The organism is Micromonospora sp. NBC_00362, assembly GCF_026342155.1.
GTDB classification, from domain to species: domain Bacteria; phylum Actinomycetota; class Actinomycetes; order Mycobacteriales; family Micromonosporaceae; genus Micromonospora; species Micromonospora hortensis.
The window spans coordinates 5,339,578-5,357,751 of the sequence record NZ_JAPENH010000001.1 but is presented as its reverse complement, the minus strand read 5'-3'; the positions used below and the strand labels follow the sequence as shown (position 1 = coordinate 5,357,751).

Annotated in this window: 14 protein-coding genes and 1 riboswitch; of the genes, 4 read left to right on the top strand and 10 right to left on the bottom strand. The window is 71.4% G+C overall.

Features of this window, described 5'->3' with window-relative positions; genetic code table 11:
• Positions 1–11: 11 nt before the first annotated feature.
• From thiD to thiE, 6 genes are all read right to left on the bottom strand, one after another.
• Positions 12–797, bottom strand: coding sequence for a bifunctional hydroxymethylpyrimidine kinase/phosphomethylpyrimidine kinase (gene thiD, locus OG992_RS24725; protein WP_238687819.1), 786 nt, complete (start codon positions 795–797; stop codon positions 12–14).
• Complete coding sequence (locus tag OG992_RS24720) at positions 794–1,534, bottom strand: thiamine phosphate synthase (protein ID WP_266304410.1); 741 nt, start codon at positions 1,532–1,534, stop codon at positions 794–796. The genes thiD and OG992_RS24720 overlap by 4 nt, the downstream gene beginning before the upstream one ends.
• Positions 1,531–2,310 carry a thiazole synthase gene (locus tag OG992_RS24715; RefSeq protein ID WP_238687821.1) on the bottom strand — a complete coding sequence of 260 codons (780 nt, stop codon included), beginning with the start codon at positions 2,308–2,310 and terminating at the stop codon, positions 1,531–1,533. The genes OG992_RS24720 and OG992_RS24715 overlap by 4 nt, the downstream gene beginning before the upstream one ends.
• The gene (gene thiS / locus OG992_RS24710; RefSeq protein WP_238687822.1) at positions 2,307–2,507 is read right to left on the bottom strand and encodes a sulfur carrier protein ThiS; all 201 of its coding nucleotides are present in this window, start codon (positions 2,505–2,507) and stop codon (positions 2,307–2,309) included. The genes OG992_RS24715 and thiS overlap by 4 nt, the downstream gene beginning before the upstream one ends.
• On the bottom strand, positions 2,498–3,664 hold the full coding sequence (gene thiO / locus OG992_RS24705; RefSeq protein WP_238687863.1) for a glycine oxidase ThiO: 1,167 nt from the start codon (positions 3,662–3,664) through the stop codon (positions 2,498–2,500). The genes thiS and thiO overlap by 10 nt, the downstream gene beginning before the upstream one ends.
• Positions 3,661–4,287: a thiamine phosphate synthase gene (thiE, locus tag OG992_RS24700; RefSeq protein WP_238687823.1), complete on the bottom strand. Its 627-nt coding sequence runs from the start codon at positions 4,285–4,287 to the stop codon at positions 3,661–3,663. The genes thiO and thiE overlap by 4 nt, the downstream gene beginning before the upstream one ends.
• A riboswitch (TPP riboswitch) is annotated at positions 4,282–4,391 on the bottom strand. It overlaps the preceding gene by 6 nt.
• Positions 4,392–4,703: 312 nt before the next feature.
• Between thiE and OG992_RS24695 the strand changes: the two genes are divergently transcribed.
• The gene (locus OG992_RS24695) at positions 4,704–10,535 is read left to right on the top strand and encodes a ThuA domain-containing protein (RefSeq protein ID WP_266304409.1); all 5,832 of its coding nucleotides are present in this window, start codon (positions 4,704–4,706) and stop codon (positions 10,533–10,535) included.
• Between the two features lie 65 nt (positions 10,536–10,600).
• Positions 10,601–11,179 carry a hypothetical protein gene (locus tag OG992_RS24690; protein WP_266304408.1) on the top strand — a complete coding sequence of 193 codons (579 nt, stop codon included), beginning with the start codon at positions 10,601–10,603 and terminating at the stop codon, positions 11,177–11,179.
• A 246-nt stretch (positions 11,180–11,425) separates the two neighbouring features.
• On the opposite strand, the gene OG992_RS24685 is transcribed toward OG992_RS24690, so the two are convergent.
• Positions 11,426–12,370 carry an aldo/keto reductase gene (locus tag OG992_RS24685; protein ID WP_266305270.1) on the bottom strand — a complete coding sequence of 315 codons (945 nt, stop codon included), beginning with the start codon at positions 12,368–12,370 and terminating at the stop codon, positions 11,426–11,428.
• A 215-nt stretch (positions 12,371–12,585) separates the two neighbouring features.
• On the opposite strand from OG992_RS24685, the gene OG992_RS24680 reads away from it, so the two are divergent.
• Positions 12,586–13,776 (top strand): transposase, encoded by a 1,191-nt coding sequence (locus OG992_RS24680; protein WP_266305269.1) that lies wholly within the window; start codon positions 12,586–12,588, stop codon positions 13,774–13,776.
• Positions 13,777–13,831: 55 nt separating this feature from the next.
• Here OG992_RS24680 and OG992_RS24675 read toward each other — a convergent pair whose 3' ends face one another.
• Genes OG992_RS24675 through OG992_RS24665 form a run of 3 tightly spaced genes read right to left on the bottom strand, consistent with a single transcriptional unit; the run spans position 13,832 to position 16,955 of the window.
• Positions 13,832–14,632 carry a nucleotidyltransferase domain-containing protein gene (locus tag OG992_RS24675; RefSeq protein WP_266304407.1) on the bottom strand — a complete coding sequence of 267 codons (801 nt, stop codon included), beginning with the start codon at positions 14,630–14,632 and terminating at the stop codon, positions 13,832–13,834.
• Positions 14,629–16,308: an ABC-F family ATP-binding cassette domain-containing protein gene (locus OG992_RS24670; protein WP_238687828.1), complete on the bottom strand. Its 1,680-nt coding sequence runs from the start codon at positions 16,306–16,308 to the stop codon at positions 14,629–14,631. The genes OG992_RS24675 and OG992_RS24670 overlap by 4 nt, the downstream gene beginning before the upstream one ends.
• 41 nt (positions 16,309–16,349) lie before the next feature.
• A complete protein-coding gene (locus tag OG992_RS24665; protein ID WP_266304406.1) occupies positions 16,350–16,955 on the bottom strand; it encodes a class I SAM-dependent methyltransferase in 606 nt (201 codons plus the stop codon).
• Between the two features lie 102 nt (positions 16,956–17,057).
• Between OG992_RS24665 and OG992_RS24660 the strand changes: the two genes are divergently transcribed.
• Positions 17,058–18,167 (top strand): hypothetical protein, encoded by a 1,110-nt coding sequence (locus OG992_RS24660; protein WP_238687830.1) that lies wholly within the window; start codon positions 17,058–17,060, stop codon positions 18,165–18,167.
• Positions 18,168–18,174: the final 7 nt, after the last annotated feature.

Here is an 18,174-nt window from a genome sequence, read left to right as displayed (position 1 = left end):
CTCCCTGGTGATCAAGCGGACCAGCCGAAGTGGTTCAGCGGCCCACGTCCCGCGCCCAACTCCCAGCCCCGCGCGCCGGTCAGCGCACGGAGCACGTACTCCTTGGCGGCCCCCACAGCGGCCGGCACCGGATCGCCCAGACCGAGCCGCACCGCGATCGCCGCCGAGAACGAGCACCCGGTGCCGTGGGTGTGCCGGGTGGTCACTCGCGGCGCGCGCAGCAGTGTGGTGACGCCGCCGCCGTGCAGCACGTCGACCGCCTCGCCCCCGTCCAGGTCGCCGCCAGTGACCACCACGTACTCCGGGCCGCCGGCCACCAGGGCCTCGGCGGCCACGACCATCGCGGCCACGTCGTCCACCGGGCGTCCGGTGATCGCCGCGGCCTCCGCGCAGTTCGGGGTCGCCACAATGGCGTACGGCAGCAGCCGCTCCACAGCGCCCACCACGCCGAGCCGGTGACCACTCGTGGCGACGAGCACCGGGTCGACGACGAGCTGAGGCAGCCGGCCGTCCCGGGCCGCCTCGGCCACCACGTCCGCGATCGCCGGGGTGCCGAGCATCCCCGTCTTCACCGCGCAGACGGTGAAATCGGTGAGCACGCTGTCCAGTTGCTCGGTGACGGTGCGCGGGGGCAGCGGCAACACCGCGTCGACGCCCCGGGTGTTCTGCGCGGTGACCGCCGTGAGGACGCTGGTGCCGTACGTGCCCAGCGCGGCGAAGACCTTGAGGTCGGCCTGGATGCCTGCGCCGCCGCCGGAGTCCGAGCCGGCGATTGTGAGGATGGTGCTCGGGGTCATTGTTTTTCCCTGGTCGCGGTTGGGGGCTGCGGCCGACCGTGCCCACTCCGGGCGGTCAGGCTTGATCCCTGCGTGGGCACGGTCGGCCGCAGCCCTGACGTGGAGACCTGGGTGACCCCGCGCCGGCTTTGGGTCAGCACAGGGGTGACCGCCTCGACATAAGCGCTGGTCAAACTCGTGGCTGTTTCGGTGGGGTCTTTGGCTCGCATGATCGCGCCGAGCACCGCCACTCCGGCGGCTCCCGCCTTGACGCAGGCGGTTACCTGTTCCGGGGTTTCCACTCCGCCGAGGGCCAGCAGGGGTACCGGGCTGGTCTCGACAAGCTTTCGCAGGCCGTCCGGTCCCAGGGGTGGGCCGTATCCCGGTTTTGTCTTTGTGGGCCAGACCGGGGAGATGGTGGCGTAGTGCTCGGTGGTCAGGCGATCCAGCTCTGGTTGGTCGTGACAGGAGCGGCCGACCAAGGCGTGAGCTGGCGGTGGGTACGGCCCGGCGGCGGGCAGGTGCACGGCGTCGCCGCCGAGCGGGTCGGGGCCGGCCACGACGAGGGTTCCGCCGACGTCGGCGAGGATCGCGCGCAGGTCGGCGGCGAGGGCGGCGCGTTCGGCGCGCGGCAGGTCCTTCTCCCGCAGCACCACGCAGCGCACTCCCCCGGCAATGGCCCCCGCCACCACCCGGTCGAGCCCACCCCGCGCCACGAGCCGGTCGGTCAACACGACAACCCCGGACGGGGGGGTCACAGCTCTGGTCTTCCCTCGTCGGGGGTGGAGGCGAGCGCGTGGAAGCGCCGCTCGATCCGGCCGGCCTGGGCGGCCAGTCGGCCCGCCTCGACCGCGTACCGCATCGCGGTGGCCATCGCCACCGGGTCGGCCGCCCGGGTGACAGCGCTTGCCAGCAGCACCCCGTCGCAGCCCAGCTCCATGGCCAGCGCCGCGTCGGACGCGGTGCCGATGCCGGCGTCGAGGATCACCGGCACGTCCACACCCTGCCGGATGAGTCGAATGTGGTGCGGGTTGCCGATGCCGAGCCCCGAACCGATCGGGGAGCCGGCCGGCATCACCGCGGCGCAGCCCACGTCGGCGAGGCGGCGGGCGAGCACCGGGTCGTCGCTGGTGTACGGCAGCACAGTGAAGCCGTCGGCGACCAACTCCTCGGCGGCGCGGAGCAGCTCCACCCCGTCGGGCAGCAGCGTCCGCTCGTCGCCGATCACCTCCAGCTTGACCCAGTCGGTGTCGAACGCGTCCCGGGCCAACCGGGCCACCTTCACCGCCTCGGTGGCGGTGTGGCAGCCGGCGGTGTTCGGCAGCAGGCGTACGCCGGACCGGTCCAGCAACTCCAGCAGCCCACCGGTGGAGCCCGGCGCCGTGCCCACCCGGCGCAGCGCCAGTGTGACCAGCTCGGTGCCGGACGCCCGGATCGCCTGTTCCAGGACGTGCAGGTTCGCGGCGCCGCCGGTGCCGAGGATCAGCCGTGAGGTGAAGGTCTCCCCACCCAGTTCGAAGGTCACGCCGCTCACCCGCCCTGCGCCGCGGTGAGGACCTCGACCCGGTCACCGTCGCACAGCGCTCGGGCCGGCCAGCCGGTCCGAGGCACCACCTCGCCGTTGACAGCGACCGCCACCCCACGTGAATGCGGCACGATGTCGCGGACCAGGTCCGCCACTGACGCGCCGGTGGCGACGCTGCGCCCGGCCCCGTTCACAGTCAACTCCACAGGTCCCCCTCCATCGTCGGTTCAGGTCCGCCCGACGCGGCCACCGCGGCGGCACCGCCGAAGCGATCGGCCCGGAAGGGCGCGAGCAGCGGGTCGGGTACGCCGCCGAGCACCAGGTCGGCGATCAGGTCGGCGGTGATCGGGGTGAGCACGATGCCGTGCCGGTGGTGCCCGGTGGCGGCCAGGACGTCCGGTCGGTCGGGCAGCGGCCCGAGGATCGGTGCGTTGTCAGGAGTGCCCGGACGCAGCCCGGCGACCGCCTCGACCAGGTCGTACTCGGCCAACTCGGGCAGCAGATCGACGCCGGCGCGCAGCAGCCGTTGCACGGCACCAGCGGTGACAGTGGTGTCCGAGCGCTCCTCGACCGTCGCGCCGAGCACCACCTCACCGTCGGCGCGCGGCACCAGGTACACGTGCTCGCCGTCGGCGTACCCCCGGATCACGTGCCGGAAGCCCGGCGCGACGCCGTCGGGCGCGCGCAGCCGGAGGATCTGGCCCTTCACCGGCCGCACTGGCAGGCCGGTGAGCGCTGCGGCTCCACAGCCGGCGGCGACCACTGTGACCGACGCGTCCACGTCGGACACCGACCGGACCGGCTGCCGCACGAGCACCGCGCCGGCCCGCTGCGCGGCCGTGCGCAGCGCCGGCACCAGCAGCCGCGGGTCGACCTGGTGGTCGGTGGGCGCGAGCGCGCCGCCGCGCACCCGTGGGGCGAGCGCCGGTTCGCGGTCGCGCAGCTCACTGGGGCGCAGCGGCGTCACGGGCAGACCCAACCCCTGCTGGTACGCCCACAGCCTGCGCGCCTCGGCCAGGTCGTCGCCGGTCAGCCCGACCATCAGGGTGCCCTCGGTCCGGTAGCCGATCTCGACTCCGGTCGTCTCGGTCAACTCGGCGGCGAACGCCGGCCAGCGGGCGGCGGACGCCAGCAACAACCCGGTCAGCTGCCGCTCACCGAAGTACGCCTCGGCGACCGGGGAGAGCATGCCGGCGGCCACCGCCGACGCCCCCGAGCCGGGCGCCGGATCGTGCACCACCACCCGCAGCCCGCGCGCGGCGCATCGCCAGGCGATCGCCAGCCCGATCGGCCCCGCACCCACCACTGCCACGTCCGGCCGGACCCGGTCGCTCGACGGCGGTGACGGGGACCGGCCGGTCAGCACGTCAGGGCCTCGATCAGCTCGGCGGTCGCCCGTGCCGGGTCGGCGGCGGCGGAGACGGCACCGACCACCGCCACCCCGTACGCTCCGGCGGCCCGCAGCGCCGGCACCCGGGCTGCGGTCACTCCGCCGATCGCGATGACCGGGACGTCGACGGCGTCGACGACGGCGCGTACCCCGGCGGGCCCGATGGGGTCCGGCAGGCCGGTCTTGGTGCTGGTGGTGTGACAGGGCCCGACGCCCAGGTAGCTGGCGCCCGCCGCGACGGCCTCGCTCGCCGGGCCCGGCGCGCGAGCGGTGGCGCCCAGCACACCGGTGGGGCCGAGCACCCGGCGGGCGGCGGCGACCGGCAGGTCGTCGGCGCCGACGTGCCCACCGGCGGCGCCCACCGCCAGCGCCACGTGCAACCGGTCGTTGACCAGGCAGGTCGCCCGGTACGACGCGCAGAGCGCGAGCACCCGCCGGGTCAGGTCGTACGCCTCGCGGTCGGTGGCGGAATCCTCGACCCGGACCTGCACGACCAGATCGGCGTGGGCCACGGTGAGGGCGGCGCGAACCACTGCGAGTGGGTCGCGACCCGGTCGGGTGTCGGTGATGAGATGCAATCGCCCCAGGGACGGCACGGCAACGCTCCTCCCTGCGCCGGCATTACCCGGATCAGGTTCAACGGTCGGGGGCTGTCAGCCCCCCTCTCAGCCCGGTACACCGGGCTCCCGTGGGTTACTTGCGTGTCACCGTACGACAGATCCGCCGGCCTGCCAAGGCGCGGGGTCGGCGGTGGCCGGCCGGGGGGCCGCGTCAAAACGAGCGAGATCCAATGGGGCACTTCATACGGTCCTGTTCGGAATGTCGCCCCCCGTTGCAGAACCGTTACCCGTCCGCATCTTGCCCGACATCGAGCCAGCCGAATTAATTTGTTCAGCGATTCGACAAAATGTCGGTGGGGGCACCCTGGCAGGGTGTGACCACCGGCTCCATCAGGGACGGCCTTCGGCGAGCCGACTCCCGCGAGCTCTGTCACTACGACACAGGAGGCGGCGTGTCCCGTTCTCGTCGTGCCCGCTTACCCATCACCGCAACCCTGATCTCCCTGGCCATGGCCTCGACCACCCTGTTCGGCGCGCCCGCGCAGGCGGCCGCCCAGGTTCTCCCACGGGATGCGAAAGCCGCAGCCCCGGTCAGCCAGGTGGCGCCGAAGGCGCCAAAGGCCGCGGCCGATCCCTTCTCCGTCCTCGTCTTCTCCAAGACCGCCGGCTTCCGGCACGACTCCATCCCCACCGGCGTCGCCGCCCTCCAGCAGCTCGGCGTCGACAACGGATTCACTGTTGACAACTCCGAGGACGGCGCCGCATTCAACGACGCCAACCTGGCGAAGTACAAGGCCGTGATCTGGCTCTCCACCACCGGTGACGTGCTCAACGCCGACCAGCAGGCGGCGTTCGAGCGCTACGTGAAGGCCGGTGGCGGTTACGTCGGCATCCACGCCGCGTCGGACACCGAGTACAGCTGGGCCTGGTACGGCGACCTGGTCGGCGCGTACTTCGCCAACCACCCGCAGAACCAGCAGGCCACTGTCAAGGTGGAGGACCACGCCCACCCGTCCACCGCCGGTCTGCCGGACCGGTGGTCCCGGTTCGACGAGTGGTACAACTACCAGACCAACCCCCGGCCGGACGTGCACGTGCTGGCCAGCCTGGACGAGAAGAGCTACACCGCCGGTGCCGGCGCGATGGGTGCTGACCACCCGATCGCCTGGTGTCAGGACTACGACGGTGGCCGCTCCTGGTACACGGGCGGCGGGCACACCCGGGAGTCGTACGCCGAGCCCGAGTTCCTCTCCCACCTGCTCGGCGGCATCCGCACCGCGGCCGGCGTCGAGAACGCCGACTGCGGCGCCTCGAAGACCTCGAACTTCGAGAAGGTCACGCTGGACAGCAACACCAGCAACCCGATGGAGCTGGACGTCGCCCCCGACGGGCGGGTCTTCTACATCGAGCGCGACGGTCGCGTGCAGATCGTGAAGCCGGACACCGGCAACACCGTCACCGCCGTCGACCTGGACGTCTTCACCGGTAACGAGGACGGCCTCATCGGCATCCGGCTCGACCCGGACTTCGCCACAAACAACTGGGTGTACCTGTACTACGCCCCGAACGACGGGGTCACCCGCAACCTGCTGTCCCGTTTCACCGTCACCGGCGACACCATCAGCCTGGCCAGCGAGAAGCAGGTGCTACGGGTCGACACCCAACGCAACACCTGCTGCCACGCCGGCGGCAGCATGGCCTTCGACGGCGACGGCAACCTCTACCTGGCCACCGGTGACAACACCAACCCGTTCGAGTCGAACTCGTACTCGCCGATCGACGAGCGGGCGGGTCGCCAGGACTACGACGCGCAGCGCACCTCCGGCAACACCAACGACCTGCGCGGCAAGGTGATCCGGATCCACCCGGAGGACGACGGGACGTACACCGTTCCGGCGGGCAACCTCTTCGCGGCGGGCACCGAGAAGACCCGTCCCGAGATCTACGCGATGGGCTTCCGCAACCCGTTCCGGATCGGCACCGACCCGAAGACCAACACGCTGTACGTCGCGGACTACGGACCGGACGCCAACACGGACAACCCGAACCGGGGCCCCCGCGGTCTGGTCGAGTGGAACGTCGTCACCCCGGGCAACTACGGCTGGCCGTACTGCACGGGCACGAACGAGGCGTACAACGACTACACGTTCCCGTCCGGCCCGAGCGGTCCGAAGTTCGACTGCGCCGCCCCGGTGAACAACTCGCCCAACAACACGGGCCTGACCAACCTCCCGCCGGTGGTCCCGGCGACGGTCGACTACGGGTACGCCGGTGACGCGCGTTACCCGGAGATCGGTGGCGGCGGCGCCCCGATGGGCGGCCCGGTCTACCGCTACGACGCCGACCTGAACTCGAACCGCAAGTGGCCGGCGTACTACGACGGCAAGGCTCTGCTCGGCGAGTGGAACCAGAACAAGATGTACACCATGCAGCTGACCCCCGACGGTAAGTCGTTGGTGGACATCAACCAGCTGCTCACCGGCATGAGCATGGTCCGGCCGATGGACTTCGAGTTCGGCCCGGACGGGGCGCTGTACCTGATCGAGTGGGGCAGCGGCTTCGGCGGCAACAACGACAACTCGGGCGTCTACCGGATCGACTACACCGCCGGTGACCGCGCCCCGATCGCCGCGGCGTCCGCCAACCCGACCTCGGGTCCGGCGCCGTTGACTGTCACCTTCTCCAGCGCCGGTTCCCGAGACCCGGACGGTGGCACGCTCACCTACGCCTGGACGTTCGGCGACGGGCAGACCTCGACCGAGGCCAACCCGACCCACACGTACGCCACGGCGGGCAACTACACCGCCCAGCTCACCGTCACCAACCCCAAGGGCCGGACCGCGGTGGCCAACGTGCCGGTCACCGTGGGCAACACCGCGCCGACGGTGACCATCGAGTTCCCGCCGGACGGTGGGTTCTTCAACTGGGGCGACCAGGTCCGCTACTCGATCAAGGTGACCGACCCCGAGGACGGGCAGATCGACTGTGACCGGGTGGGGCTTCAGGTGCTGCTCGGTCACGACGAGCACGCCCACCCGCTGGAGCAGCACACCGGCTGCACCGGCACCGTCCAGACGTCGCTCGCCTCCGGGCACGGCGCCGAGGCGAACGTCTTCGCTGTCTTCGAGGCGACCTACACCGACGAGGGTGGTGCCGGCGGCGCCGGTGCCCTGACCGGTCGGCAGATCGAGGTCCTCCAGCCGAAGCAGAAGCAGGCCGAGTACTTCACCGCCACCGGGCGTGCCCCGGTGAGCACCGGCGGTGGAGACCCCGGCGTGCAGCGGGAGGCCGGCGCCGACACCGCCGGTGGCGGCCAGAGCATCGCGTTCATCGAGGACGGCGACTGGTGGTCGGTCGCTCCGGCGGACCTGACCAACATCACCGAGATTCGGTTCCGGGCCGCCTCCGCCGCCGCTGGCGGTCGGATCGAGGTGCGCGCGGGTGCCGTCGACGGACCGGTGGTCGCCACGGCCGTCGTACCGTCGACCGGCGCGTGGCAGACGTACACGGACGTGAGCGCACCGGTCACCGGCGCGGCGAGCGGCTCGCTGTACTTCCTGGCCCGCGATCCGAACGGCGGAACGGGTTCGCTGTTCAACGTCAACTGGATGGACTTCGTCGGCCGCGGTGTCACCGAGAACGGGCCGCCGGTGGTCAGCGCCACTGCCACCCCGGCCACCGGCACCGCACCGGTCACCGTCGCCTTCGACGGCACGGCCACCGACGCCGAGGGCGACACCCCGTTGACGTACGCCTGGGACTTCGGTGACGGAGGCTCGGCGACCACACTGGACGCCAGCCACACCTACACCAGCGCGGGCACCTTCACGGCCACCCTCACGGTGACCGACAGCAAGGGCGCCAAGTCGTACGCCACGGTGCCGGTGCGGGTCGACGCGCCGGACACGTCCTGCTTCGGGGCGCGTTCGGACGACTTCAACGGCAACAGCCTCGACAAGGAGCGCTGGACCAGCGTCGTCCGGGAGAACCAGCTCTACTCGCTCAGTGGCGGCGCCCTGCGGCTGCCCACCGGCGTGGGTGACCTCTACGGCGCTCGCAACGACGCCACCAACCTGGTGCTCCAGGCGGCCCCGACCGGCGCATGGGAGATGACCACCAAGGTCACGCTGCCGGTGACTGCCAACTACCAGCAGGCCGGCCTGCTGGTGTACGGCGACGACGACAACTACGCCAAGGTGGACCTGCTGTACAACGGCAGCCGGCGGGTGGAGTTCATCCGGGAGACGGCGGCCACTCCTCGCAACGAGGCCGCCGACGCCACCAACGCACCGGCGGGTGACACCGTGTACCTGCGGATCACCAGCGACGGCACGAACCTGACCGCGTCCGCCTCGGGCGACGGGCAGACCTTCACCCCGGTCGGCCGTCCGGCCGCGCTTGAGGGCATCACCAACCCGCGGATCGGGGTCTTCGCGCTCAACGGAGGCACCGAGGCGCCGGTTGTCGACGCCGCGTTCGACTCGTTCCAGGTCACGCCGGACGCTCCGGCCGGCCCGGTCGACCCGTCGGACGAGTTCACCGGCAGCACGCTCGACAAGTGCCGGTGGGACGCCGTGACGCGGGAGGACCCGAGCGGTTACCGGGTCACCGATGGCGCGCTGCGGATCGACGTGCCCAACGGTGACATCTACGGCACCGACAACACAGGGCCGAAGAACTTCATCCTCCAGACCGCGCCGTCCGGCGACTGGACCCTGGAGACGAAGGTCGACGGCAGCCTGCTGAACGAGCAGTACCAGCAGGCCGGTCTGCTCGTGCAGGCCGACGACGACAACTACGTGAAGTTCGACTTCATCGCGGACAACCAGGCCGGCCAGGCGGTGACGCGGCGGATCGAGTTCCGCAGCGAGATCGCCGGGGTGGTCCAGAACCCGCAGCCCGAGGCGGGCAACCTGACCTCGGCGGTGTGGCACCTGCGGCTGGCCCGCACGGGCGACACGTTCACCGCGTCGTACTCGGCCGACGGGACGACGTGGACCGCGTTGACGGCGCTGACCACCAGCGCGGTCGGGGCCACCCCGAAGGTGGGGCTGTTCACCCTCGGCGCCAACCAGACGGCGTCGAAGACCGCCTCGTTCGACTACTTCCGGCTCAGCACGAAGGTGGCCGACGAGACGGCGCCGGTGACCACCTCGGCGGTTTCCGGCACCCCGACCGACGGGTGGCACACCGGGCCGGTGACGATCACGCTCACCGGTGCCGACGAGGCCGGCGGTAGCGGCCTCGCCGGTACGGAGTACCAGCTGGACGGGGCCACCACCTGGACGGCGTACACCGCTCCGGTGGCGGTCAGCGGGGACGGCGAGCACGAGCTCCGGTTCCGCTCGACGGACAAGGCCGGCAACGTGGAGGCGACCAAGACCGTCTCGGTCAAGATCGACGCCACAGCGCCGGTGACCTCGGCGACGTTCGCTCCGGCGAACGACGCCGGTTGGCACAACGGGACCATCCCGGTCGTGCTGGCCGCCACCGACGCCGGTTCCGGCGTCAAGACGGTGGAGTGGTCGCTGGACGGTGGCGCGTGGGCGCCGTACTCGACGCCGATCGAGGTGACCGGCGACGGGCAGCACGAGCTGCTGTTCCGCTCGGCGGACAAGGCTGGCAACGTCGAGACGCTGAAGTCGGCGGTGCTGCGCATCGACGGCACCAAGCCGACGCTGCTGGTGTCCGGGCTGGCCGACGGCCAGCTCTACGGCGACAGCCAGGACGTCCGGGTGGCCTGGCAGGCCGTTGACCCGACCTCGGGCATCGCGAGCGTGGTCGGTCAGCTCGACGGCCAGGCGTACACCAGCGGCACTCTGCAGGCCATGTACGACCTGTCGCTCGGCCTGCACGAGCTGACCGTTACCGCTACCGACAAGGCGGGCAACAAGACCACCTCGACGGTCCGGTTCTTCGTCACCACCTCGTTCCGGGACATGCAGAGTCTGCTGGACCGGTTCAAGGCGACGGGGCGGCTCTCGACCAAGGCGCACAAGCAGCTGTCGAACAAGCTCGACGCTGTTCGCGCGTCCGAGGCGGCCGGCGACGACAAGGCTGCCGTCCGGCAGCTGACCGCGTTCCGGACGCTCGCCAGCGACGCCACGCTGGTGCCCGAGGCGGAGGTCCGGGACGTCCTGATCCGGGACGCCGACGCCATGATCGTTCGGCTCGGCGGAGCGGCCAGCAAGGCCGGGGTCAAGGCGAACGGCGGCGACTCGGTAAAGGGCACCGGGCGGCTCGGTGGCGATGCCACCCGGCTGGCACCCGGTCGTCAGCTCTGATCCGACGAGGCCCCTCCCCGGCGCTACGGCGTCGGGGAGGGGCCTCCCTCATCGGTAGGGAGGAGATGTCCGTGACGGGTATCCGCAAGATCCTGGCCGCCGTGTTCGTCGGACTGGCAGTGACCCTGTCCGCCGCCGCCCCGGCGGCAGCGCAGGCCGCTCAGGCCGCCCCGGCTGCACAGGCTGACAAGGCCGCCCCGGCGGCGCAGGCCGACAAGCTCAAACTCACTGTGGCCGGCGACGGGGCTCAGGGCGTCACCATCCAGGCCACCTACGCCGATGGCCGCCGGCTCGAGCAGGTGGTGCGGTTGGTCCTCACCGCCACCGGCCCGGACGGGCAGCGGGTCGGGCCGGTGCAGCTCGAACCGCAGCCCGAGGGGCACGGCTTCTACAGCAGCGGCCCGGTGCTCTCCACCGGAACGTGGAAGGTGTCGGTGAACTCCCCCGCTCCACTTCAGAGCAAGGCCACCGCCACGGTGCAGGCGAAGGCGGCGCAGTCACCGCCGGCACCCAAGCCGGTCGCGGTGACCGAGCCGGCGGACGGCGGCGGAGCGGACTGGTGGCCGTTCGCGGCGGCCGGTCTCGTGCTCATCGCCGCCGCCATGGGCGTGGCCATGCTGTTCGGCCGCCGCCGCATCAGCTAGACCGACCAGCGCACCAGCTGGTAGACCGGCGCTCCGGCGCCCACGCACAGGACCGGGCCGGGCCGCGACGAGCGGCCCGGCCCGGTGTCGTTCGATCGGCTGGTGATCGACTCGGCCTCCTCGAAGTCGGGGCTTCCCGGACTGCAGGTCACCCCGACTTCAAGGAACGCGAGTGGATCATGCGCAGCGCACGCGCGCGCGACGCAGCGCGCGCCCGCGCGCGACGCAGCGCACGGCCCGCAGCGCTCAGAGGACGGCGCGCAGCGCCGCCAGATCGTCGTCGCTGGGCTCCCAGACGCCAGCGGCGGCGTTGGCACGCACCTGCTCGGGCGTGGTGGCACCGGCGATCACCGAGGTCACCGCCGGCTGGGCGGCCAGCCCGCCGATCGCCACCTGGAGCATCGTCAGACCCCGCTCGGCCGCGTACGCCTCGATCGCCTCGATGGTGTCCCAGTCGGCCGCGGCGAGCCGCTCCGCGTACCGGCCACCGCCGGAGAGCCGGCTGCCGGCCGGCGGCTGAGCCTCGCGCTTGTACTTGCCGGTGAGCAGACCGTTGGCGAGCGGGAAGAACGGCAGCATGCCGAGGCCGAACCGCTCACAGGCAGGGATCACCTCGGCCTCCACCGAGCGCTCCACCAGGCTGTAGTGGTTCTGCGCGCTGATGAAGCGGGACCGACCGTTGGACGAGGCGACCCAGTCCGCGTCGGCGATCTGCCAGCCGGCGAAGTTGGAGTTGCCCAGGTAGCGGACCTTTCCGTCGCGGACCAGGTCGTCCAGGGCGGCGAGGGTCTCGTCGATCGGCGTGCCCGGGTCGGGCTCGTGCATCTGGTACAGGTCGATGTGGTCGGTGCCGAGCCGGCGCAGCGACGCCTCCACAGCGCGGGCGATGTAGCGCCGCGCACCCCGCGCGCCGTAGTCCGGCCCGTTGAGGCCGTTCATGTCCATGCCGAACTTGGTGGCCACCACCACGTCGTCCCGGCGTCCCTTGAGCGCCTGCCCGAGCAGTTCCTCGGAGCTGCCCTGCGGCTCGCCGTAGATGTCGGCGGTGTCGAAGAGGTTGATCCCGGCGTCCAGCGCGGCGTCCACCACCGCCCGGGTGCCGTCGAGGTCAAGTTTGCGGCCGAAGTTGTTGCAGCCGATGCCGACCACGGACACCACGAGCCCGGAGTCGCCCAGCCGGCGATAGGTCATTTGGTCGTTCATGAGACACCCTCGTCTTTAATCAGGTTGAGGTGCGGAATCAATGCACACGTTGCGCTGGTTATCGACATAACGTTGACCACCTCTGAGATCGTGCCGCCGGTTGTGGCGACGAAATGGCCATTGCTCCAAAAGATTGGCAGTCTGGATTTCCACCTCGAACGTCCCGGCACTATCTGCCGTCGAGATTTATAGTGATTGTTGTGATGGAGGTAGTGCGCTACACCTACCGGCTGCGCCCCGCCGCGACCGCGACGGCCGCACTGCTCGCCGAATGGGGCCGCTGCCGATTCCTATGGAACGAAGCCGTGCACCAGCAGGAGGTTGGCGCGAAGCCCACCTTCGGCGGGCTGTCCAAGATGCTCACTGAAGCCCGCGCCAGAAACGCTTGGCTGCGCGCCGGCTCGCAGGTCGCTCAGCAACAGACCCTGCGCACGTACGCGGCCGCGCTGCGCCACTCGTTCACCGTCAAAGGCCGGGGACGGCCGAAGGTGAAGACCCGAAAACGGTCGCTGCCCAGCATGGAGTACACCCTGCGTGGCTTCACCATCGCCGAAACGCGGCTGCGCCTTGCCGGTGGCATCAGCATGCCCGTCGTCTGGTCCCGGGACCTGCCGTCTCCGCCGACCAGCGTGCGCGTCTACCAAGACAGCCTTGGCCACTGGTACGCGTCGTTCGTCGTCCGCCGCGAGGCCGCCGCCACACCCGAGGCGTCCAAGTCGATCGGCGTTGACTGGGGCGTGAAGACCACCGCCACGACCACCGATGCCCGATTCGATTTGCCGCACCTCGGGCATCGCAAGCGGTGCGCCGCTGAGTTGGCCAGGGCGCAGCGGAAGATGGCCCGCCGACGCCGCCCGCAGGGCCATGCGCAGTCCAACGGCTACCGAAGGGCCAAGCGCGCGGCGGCGAAGTTGCACAAGAAAGCTCCCCGACAGAACATCCACGACTCCCGCCAGTGGGCGAAACGAGTCGTCGACCACCACCAGGTGATCGCCGTGGAAGACTTCAAACCGACGTTCCTGACCAGGTCCACGATGGCACGTAAAGCCGCTGACGCCGCGATCGGCACGGCGAAGCGGGAACTGATCCAGCAGGGCACGCGGGCGGGCCGAAAGGTGGTGCTGGTTCCGCCCGCCTACACAACCATGACGTGTTCCTCGTGCGCGGCGAAAGCCAAGCAGCGCATCGGTTTGAATGTCAGAATTTTCGAGTGCGCTGCCTGCGGTTTCACCGCCTGCCGCGACCTCAACGCCGCGAGGACGATCCTCGCCACGGTAGAGCGCGACCGTGCCGGTGCTGACGACGTAAGGCATGTGACCACCTCCCTTCGGGATGCGGGGTCGAATGCGGTCCGAGCCGGAAATCCCCTGGATTCATCCGTGGGTAAGCGTTAACTCAGTCACGAGATCCACCCTATGTCCACCGAGCGCAGGCCACCTCGGCGGCGGCTCAGCCGACCACCTCGGTGACCAGCTCACGGGCGGCTCCGACGGTGGCGGCCAGCTCGGCGGGGCGGCGGCCGACGGCGCCGAGCAGAGCCTGCGCCCGCTGCTCGAAGTGTGGCGGGGCCCCGGGCAGCCGCCCCGCGGCGGCGATCATCCCCTTCTCGTTGACCAACCACCGGCCCGCCCGGGCGTGCAGCACCTGGGCGAGCACCCCGATCGTCCGGAACAGGCAGCCGGCGACGTACCCGCTGTCCCCGCCGACGGCGGCCTTGGCCGCGCCGCTGAGCAGAAACCCGGCCTCCCAGCCGCCGGCCACCAGCGCGTCGGCCAGCGCGGGTGGATAGTCCCGGGTCTGCTCCTTCAGGCGGGTCAGCTGGCCGGCCGGATCCGCCAGCACCTGGCACAGCGCCACTTCGCCGACGTAGGCGGACGAGTAGAAACCGAGTGGGTGCCCGGCCTGCACGCCGACCTCGTACCGGCCGACCTGGCATTCCGTCCAGGCGCGGTGCACCCGGTCGAGATCCCGGTAGATCCAGTCCACGGCGACCCCGCCGATTCGCAGCCAACCACCACCGTCGACCCAGGGCCCCCAACCACCCGGGGCGGTGAGAACTACTTCGGGGTCATCCGCGACGGTCGCGGCCACCGCCCGCAACGCCGGCACGTCCAGCCCGTCCTTGTAGTACAGGCCCAGGTCCCAGTCGGAGTCGGGGCGGTGCTCGCCGCGGGCCCGGCTGCCACCGAGCGCCACGGCGACCACCCCCTCGACGCCGCACAGGCGGTCGGGCAGGTCGGTGGGGATCACCCGACGTCCCAGACCGGTTCCGGGGTCTCCACCACCTCGCTGTCGCCCCGGAACAGCACGAACCTGTCGAACGAGCGGGTGAACCAACGGTCGTGGGTCACCGCGATGACCGTCCCCTCGAAGGCGTTCAGGCCCGTTTCGAGCGCTTCCGCGCTGGCCAGGTCGAGGTTGTCGGTGGGCTCGTCGAGCAGCAGCAGTGTCGCCCCGGACAGCTCCAGCAGCAGCACCAGGAATCGGGCCTGCTGCCCGCCGGAGAGCGTGCCGAAGCGCTGGTCGCCCTGCGCGGCCAGCTCGTAGCGACTGAGCACCCCCATCGCCGCGTGCCGGTCCATTCCGGTGCGGTGCTCGTCGCCGCGCCAGAGGATCTCGACGAGCGTCTTCGACATCAGCTCCGGCCGGTCGTGGGTCTGGGAGAAGTGCCCGGGGCGGACCCGGGCGCCAAGGCGGGCCATGCCCTCGTGCGTCACCGGCGTGAGCGCGCCCGCCCCGTCGACCGGCCCGTTCGCCGGGTCGGGGTCGGTGCCGCCACGGGCCAGCAACCGCAGGAAGTGCGACTTGCCGGTGCCGTTGGCGCCGAGCACCGCGACCCGGTCGCCGTACCAGATCTCCAGGTCGAAGGGGAATGTCAGGCCGTCGAGCTCCAGCTGCTCGCAGACGACCGCGCGCTTGCCGGTCCGCCCGCCGGACAGGCGCATCCGGATGTCCTGGTCCTTGGGGGGTACGGGCGGCGGCCCGGCCTCCTCGAACTTGCGCAGCCGGGTCTGCGCGGCCTGGTAGCGCGAGGCCAACCCGTCGTTGTACGCGGCCTTCTGCTTGTACATCAGCACCAGGTCACGCAGCTTCTGGTGCTCCTCGTCCCAGCGTCGGCGCAGCTCGTCGAGGCGGGCGTGCCGGGCCACCCGCGCCTCGTACCAGCTGGCGAAGCCGCCCGGGTGCACCCAGGCGCTGCCGCCCTCGACGGCGACCACCCGGTCGGCGCTCTGGGCCAGCAGCTCACGGTCGTGCGAGACGTAGAGCACCGACTTCGTCGACTCGCGCAGTCGCGCCTCCAGCCAGCGTTTGCCGGGCACGTCGAGGAAGTTGTCCGGTTCGTCGAGCAGCAGCACCTCGTCCGGGCCGCGCAGCAGCAGCTCCAGGGCGAAGCGCTTCTGCTGGCCGCCGGAGAGGGTACGCACCGGACGCTCCCGTACGGCGTCCCACGGCTGGCCGAGCACTATTGTCGCGACGGTGTCGAAGAGCACCTCGGCGTCGTACCCGCCGGCCTCGCCCCAGGCACCGAGCGCATCGGCGTACGCCAGCTGGGCCTTGCCCGCGGCGTTGCTGAACTTGCCGTGGGCCTCGGCCGCCCGCATGGCCGCCTCGGTCTCGGCGAGCCGCCGGCCGGCGTCGCGAAGCGCCGGCGGGGCCAGCGACAGCGCCAGGTCGGCGAGGGTCGACTCGTCGCCGATCATGCCGATGAACTGGCGCATCACACCCAGCCCGCCGGCCCGTGCGACGACGCCGCTGCGTACCGGCAGGTCGCCGGCGACCATCCTCAGCAGCGTCGTCTTTCCCGCGCCGTTCGGCCCGACGAGGGCGACCTTGCTGCCCTCCCCGACCCGGAACGACACGTCGGCGAAGAGTTCCCGACCGTCGGGCAGGATGTGCCCGACCGCTGCCACGTCCACGTATCCCACGCCGGGATCCTGCCCCAACGAGGGTCGGGGGGTATATCCAATTACCGGGTGACGCGCAGCACCCGGAAGCCCTTTTGGCTGGCGTACCGCTCGACCTGCCAGCTCTGCTCGGTGAGCCAGCGTTGCAGCGAGTCGCCGCCGAGGTGCCGAGCGACTACCAGCCAGCCGACGCCGTCCGGGGCGAGTCGGGGCAGCCACCGCAGCAACAGGTCGTGCAACCCGTCCTTGCCGATTCGGATGGGCGGGTTCGACCAGATCTGGGCGAAGCGGAGGCCGTCCGGAACATCGTCGGGCGCGCTGACCCGGACCCGGTCGGCGGCGCCGACCCGAGCCGCGTTGGCGGCGGTCAGCTCGCGGGCCCGGGCGTTGACGTCGACCGCCCAGATGGTGCTGGCGGGCGCGAGGTCGGCCAGCACGCAGCTGATCGGCCCGAACCCGCAGCCGAGGTCGAGCAGGTCGCCGGTGGTGTCGGCGGCGGGCAGCTCGGCCTTGCGCAGCAGCACTGCGGTGCCCGGGTCGAGCCGGCTGGCGGAGAAGACCCCGCCGGCCGAGGCGAGCCGGTAGTCGCGGTCGGCGACGGAGAACTCGACCTCGCGCGCCGGGGCGTCGCTGGTGGGCTGAGCGGTGAAGTAGTGGTCGCCGGTCACCCGGCAATTCTCGCACCGGTCCGGGGCGGACCTGACGCGGCCCACAGGCACATTTCCCCAATATTACCCCCTAAAGGGACAATGGCTCCTACTCTAGGCGACATGGTGTATCGGTACCAGTCCGATGAGGACGCTTTCGAGGAGTACCCGGAGCCCGGGTCCGACCTGTCGGTGCTCGGCGCCGGTCCGCCCCCGGCGGCCGGGCCCTCTCCGTCGCGCTTCCCCACGCCGTCGCTGCCCCGGCCGAACCAGCTCTCGCTGCCCTCGTCACAGCCGGCGCCGGCTCGTGCCGATGTGCCGCAGCACGGGCCGGCCGCCCGCGCCGATGCGCCCCAGCCGCTGCCGACACGCGCCGACATCCCACCCGCCCCACCGCGCAGCCAGATCTACACCTCGGCGACGTCGGCGGAGCCGCCCACCCGGCGCGGCGGCGGCCGACTGTGGCAGGTACTGATCGGCGGCGCAGCCGTCCTGGTGCTGCTCGCCCTCTGCGGCCTCGGCGCCGCCGCGCTGCTCAGCAACCGCAACGAGCAGCCGCAGAGCAACCCGACGTACCAGCCGAACGCCGCCCCGACGTCGGCACCGGCGGAACGGCTGGCCCTCGACTCCCGGGACACCGACCAGGCCCCGCTCACCGCAAAGGAACTCTTCCCCGGCAGGGAGTTGAAGCTCACCGCCGACCAACCGAGCTACCAGGTGCTCAAGACACAGTCCAGCGGCAGTTGCGCCGTCGCCGCCACCGACGAGGTAGCCGACCTGCTGGTCCGGCTCGGCTGCAACCAGGTCGTCCGGGCCACGCTGAGTACGCCCGACGACAGCCACCTGGTCACCGCCGGCCTGTTCAACCTCACCGACAAGGTCAGCGCCGAACGAGCCCGAGACCGGCTCCGGCAACTGCTCGACGATCGGCAGGGCCGTTTCCGTGGCCTCACCGCCGACGACGGCGACGGCACCGACGTCCTGGCCAACGCTCCGGCACGCGTCGGCTGGCAGGTCCGAGGCCACTACCTGGCGTACGCGCTGGTGGTCCGCAAGGACGGGGCTGCGGTCAAGGCGGGTGACGCCAAGGTCCGCGAGATCCTGTTCGACATGATCGAGCTGCACCTCAGCCGGGGCGTGCTGCAGAGCCGGGCCGACGGTGGCACCGCCGCGCAACCGACGGCGGCACCTACCGGCAGCAACGCCAACCAGGGCGATCTGCCGGGCAACTGACAGTGCC